The organism is Actinomycetospora sp. (genome assembly GCF_055612215.1).
Map to the genome: position 1 here is coordinate 1 of NZ_JBVPVA010000040.1, position 4,317 is coordinate 4,317.

A 4,317-nucleotide genomic window follows, 5' to 3' on the forward strand; every position below is an offset into this window, starting at 1 on the left:
CAGCTGCACCCCGTCCGCAACCGGGCGCAGCAGCTGGGCGGCGGAGTCGCCGAGCAGGCGCGCGGTCGCCGCGCTGACCGTCACCTGGCCGGCCGCAGCCACCGTCTCGGTCGCCACCAGGGTGGTCACCGCGGGACCGGCGAGCACCAGCTCGAGGTGCCGGGCGCCGACCAGGAAGGCATCGAAGCCGTCGCTGTGGATGCCGACGGTCACCCGCAGGCTGGCCGGCCCAGCCGAGGTCCGGACCCTCCCCACCTTGCGCATGACGCCCTGCATCTCGCGCGCCGCGCGGCAGGCCCGGGCCGCGTGGCCCTCGCCGTCGAAGAACAGCAGGACGGCGTCCCCACCCCACTTGACCAGCCCTGCGCCGTACCGGTACGCAGCGCCGAGCAGGTGGTCGAAGGCGCCGTTGACCACCTCGCCGATCTCCTCGGCGCCGGCGCGCCCCCGCCGGGCCAGCCGCTCGGTGAGCGCGGTGAAGAAGGCGGTCCGGTTGGCCAGCCCGGACAGCTCGTCGGTGTGGGCGCGGGTCGCGAGGCTGCGGTGGGCGAGGCTGGTCCGGACGGCGAGCGCGGTCGTCGCGAGCAGCGAGGTCAGGGCGACGACGGCGTCCGACGGGACCTCCCGCGGGGCCCCCAGCAGCAGCCAGGAGTCGGGCCGTCCGGGCATGGCCAGGACCAGCCACCGTGCGGGTCCGTGGCGGGCCAGCGCCGTCGCGTCGGCGACCGGGCCCGACCCGCCCACGGGAGGGGGAGAGGTCGGGAGCACCGCGAGCGGCAGGGCGGCCGGCGCGTCGGTGAGCGGGCCGGCCCGGCGCGTGACCTCCAGCCGGTCCGGCCGCTCGACGACGACGAGGGCACACAGTCCCGGGGTCGCCGCGCAGATCGTCTCGACGGCGAGCCAGCCACGGTCGCGGATGGCGCCGCGGTCGCCCGTCCCGAGGAGGTCGGGTCCGAGCAGGTCGGCCGAGTACCGGGCGAGGGCCGCGTCCCGGCGCTGCGCCTGCTCCCGGCTGATCAGCCCGACCGTGAGGTGGTGGGCCACGACCGTCGTCAACAGGGCGACCGGCATCGTGCCGAAGACGATCACCAGGGTGCCGATCGGGACGGGCGCCTCGAGCGCGAGCCGCACCGGCACCGCGGCGACGACCGCCCAGAGGAGCCCGGCGGTGTAGAGCAGGGCCCGCGCGGTGGAGGCGCCGTACACCGCGCGGAACCAGGTGCCCGGGAAGGTGATCTGCAGCGCGGCGGCGGGGTCGGGGGAGGCCGCGGCGAGCACGAGGACCGCGACGCAGTCCACGAGATCCCAGACCGGCGACGTGCGCCCGGTCAGGTAGCGGCGGGCCCACGAGGTCGCGATGACGGCGCCGGCGACCAGCACGAGCGGCAGCACGCCGAGGCCGCCCCGGACGGTGATCACGACCAGCGCGAAGACCAGCCCGGCGGCGGAGCACAGGGTGAACAGCCAGCGGGTCCGGCCGACCAGGTCCTCCGGCCGTCGGGTCTGCTCCCGCACGCGGGCGGTCCAGGACGGCCCGGCGGTGATCGCGTCCGGCTCCTCGCTCGGCACGGTCCTCCTCGGCGTCGGCGTCGGCGTCGATCCGCGCGCGGTCGCGCTGGGTGCTTCGGACGGCGATGTTAGGCCATTTGGGGTAGCAGTGCCTCACGATCTCGTCACAGCCCGCAGCCCGCCCAGCTCCTAGACTCCGGCCCCGTCATGACACCCCGCCTCCCCGACGGCTGGACCGTGCGGCCCGACCCCCGGACGTGGCGGGTCGACCGCGGCGCGACGTGGATCGGCGGGTCGCCCCCGCGGGTGCTGCGGCTCTCCGCCGCGGCGCGCTCCCGGCTGACCGGCCCCGAGCTCGTCGTGACCGACGCGACGACGGCGGCGCTCGCCCGGCTGCTCGGCGACGCGGGCGTCGCCCACCCCGACCCGGCCCGCGCCCCGGCTCCGCCCGGTCCGGGTGAGGTCACCGTCGTCGTCCCGGTCCGGGACCGGCCGGCCGAGCTGGCGCGGCTGCTCGCGGCGGTCGTCGCGACCGCACCGGGCCTGGGTGGGATCGTCGTCGTCGACGACGGGTCGGCCGACGCCGCCGCGACCGGACGGATCGTGGCCGCCCACGGCGGCCGGCTGGAGCGGCACCCGTCGTCGCGCGGACCCGCCGCGGCCCGCAACACCGGGGCCCGGGCGAGCACGACGCCCGTCGTGGCGTTCCTCGACTCCGACGTCGTGCCCGGGTCCGGCTGGCTGTCGACGCTGCTCGGGCACCTCGCCGACCCGGCCGTGGGCGCCGTGGCCCCCCGGATCGTGGCGTGGGGCGGCACGGGGGGCGAGCACGCCGTGAGCCGCTACGAGCGGCGGCGCTCGTCGCTGGACCTCGGCGCGCGACCGGCCCCCGTGACGGCCCGCTCGCGGGTGGCGTACGTGCCGAGCGCGGCGCTCGTGGTGCGGCGGGAGGCCTTCGGGGACGGCTTCCGCGAGGACATGCCGGTGGCCGAGGACGTCGACCTGGTGTGGCGGCTGGCGGCCGCGGGGTGGCGGCTGCGCTACGAGCCGGCCGCGCGGGTCGCCCACGAGCACCGGACCGGTGTGCGGGCGTGGCTGGCGCGCAAGGCGTTCTACGGCACCGGCGCGGCCCCGCTCGCCCGGCAGCACCCCCGACGCGTGCCGCCGGTGGCGCTGGCCCCGTGGACCGCGGCCGCGATGGTGCTGCTGGGCGTGCAGCGGCGGTGGTCGGTGGCGGCGGCGGGCGCGGTGACGGTGGTGGCCACGGTGCGGCTGGCGCGTGGTCTGCGCCGTCCGGGCGAGTCGTGGGCGGGCTCGCTCCCCCTCGCCGCGGTCCTCGCGCCCTGGGGCCTCGGGGGCGCTGCGTGGCAGGCGGCGGGCGCGCTCACCCGGCACTGGTGGCCCGCGGCCGCGCTCGGTGCCATCGTGAGCAGGCGCGTGCGGCGCGCGCTGGTGCTCGCCGCCGTCGTCGAGGGGGTCGCCGACTGGTCGCGCTTCCGCGACCCCGGTGCCGGCCCGGTCGACGCCGTCCTGCACGTCGCCGCCCACCGCGCCGACGACCTCGCCTACGGGGCGGGCCTGTGGTGGGGCGCGTGGCGCCACCGCACGGCCGCACCCCTGTGGCCGGACCTCTCCGGGAAGGGACCCGATGGCTGAGCACGCCGTGGTCCGGTCGGTCGCCGTCGGGCGCCCGGTCGAGATCGAGGGACCGAGGGGCCGACGCACCCTCACGGCCAGCGCCAAGACGGCCGTGGACGGCCCCGTCGCGGTCCTCGACGAGCACCTCGAGGGCGACGAGCAGGCCGACCCCGAGAGCCACGGCGGCCCGCACAAGGCGGTCTACGTCTACGCCGAGGAGGACGTGGCGTGGTGGCGCGAGGAGCTGGGCCGGGAGGTCGACCGACAGACCTTCGGGCAGAACCTCACCACCGCGGGTGTCGACCTGCGCGCGACGGTCGTCGGTGAGCGCTGGCGGATCGGGTCGGCGGAGTTCGAGGTCGCGCAGCCGCGCACCCCGTGCTTCAAGCTCGGCCTGCACTCCGGGGACCGGACGATGCCGCGCCGCTTCCTGACCGCCGTGCGCCCCGGGGCGTACCTGCGCGTCGTGACCCGGGGTCACGTCACCGCGGGCGACGCCGTCGAGGTCCTGCACCGGCCGGCCCACGGGGTCACGCTGGCCGAGGTCTTCACCGTCTACCACCACGAGCGGGAGCGGGCGGCGCGCCTCCTGGACGCCCCCGAACTGCCGCCCGCGTACGCCCACTGGGTGCACGAGCGAGGGGTGAAGGCCGGGTGAGGCTCACCTCTCCGATCGGAGGGGAGGAATTGCTGCCCGGGCCGCCCCATTTTGAACGACTCCATAGTGTGTCCGTCCGGTCACGGTCGTCCGGACGACGCAGCTGCGGTGTCATCTCTGGTTGGGTGTCCGCATCTTCGGATCAGGAGCGGACTCGCGTCCGGACCAGCGCGGAAAGCACCCCGGACGCACCCCGGCCGGGCGTTGCGCACAGACGATCTCGGGAGTGTGATGTGGCCGCCACCACGCTGACGGGCGTGGGGGCGTCGTCGCGTCGGACGGGTGATTCGTCCTCGTCCGTCACGACGGTCCCACCACCACGACGACGTGCTCGCCTGGGGAGTTCCGCGGACAGCGGGCTTGGGCGTGTAAGAGGAGTGAATCCATGGCACGCATCCGGACCACCGTCGACGGCCTCGTCTACGAGGACGACGTCGAGCCCCGCATGCTGCTCGTGCAGTACCTGAGGGAACGTCTCGGCAAGACCGGCACGGTGATCGGCTGCGACACCA

General features: G+C 76.5%; 3 protein-coding genes and 1 pseudogene. 3 read left to right on the forward strand and 1 reads right to left on the reverse strand.

The window, feature by feature from the left end:
- A partial coding sequence (locus AC0CYZ_RS00880) for an adenylate/guanylate cyclase domain-containing protein (protein WP_472211180.1) occupies nucleotides 1–1,569 on the reverse strand: 1,569 nt, incomplete at its 3' end.
- Nucleotides 1,570–1,716: 147 nt separating this feature from the next.
- On the opposite strand from AC0CYZ_RS00880, the gene mftF reads away from it, so the two are divergent.
- The 3 genes and pseudogenes from mftF to AC0CYZ_RS00895 all read left to right on the forward strand — a co-directional run.
- Nucleotides 1,717–3,165: a mycofactocin biosynthesis glycosyltransferase MftF gene (gene mftF, locus AC0CYZ_RS00885; protein ID WP_472211183.1), complete on the forward strand. Its 1,449-nt coding sequence runs from the start codon at nucleotides 1,717–1,719 to the stop codon at nucleotides 3,163–3,165.
- Nucleotides 3,158–3,805 carry an MOSC domain-containing protein gene (locus tag AC0CYZ_RS00890; RefSeq protein WP_472211186.1) on the forward strand — a complete coding sequence of 216 codons (648 nt, stop codon included), beginning with the start codon at nucleotides 3,158–3,160 and terminating at the stop codon, nucleotides 3,803–3,805. The genes mftF and AC0CYZ_RS00890 overlap by 8 nt, the downstream gene beginning before the upstream one ends.
- Nucleotides 3,806–4,190: 385 nt before the next feature.
- Nucleotides 4,191–4,317, forward strand: a pseudogene (locus tag AC0CYZ_RS00895) ((2Fe-2S)-binding protein); the annotation flags it as partial.

Coding starts and splice junctions, on each gene's coding strand:
- AC0CYZ_RS00890 (WP_472211186.1), top strand. CDS start 3,158: ATGGCTGAGCACGCCGTGGTCCGGTCGGTCGCCGTCGGGCGCCCGGTC.
- mftF (WP_472211183.1), top strand. CDS start 1,717: ATGACACCCCGCCTCCCCGACGGCTGGACCGTGCGGCCCGACCCCCGG.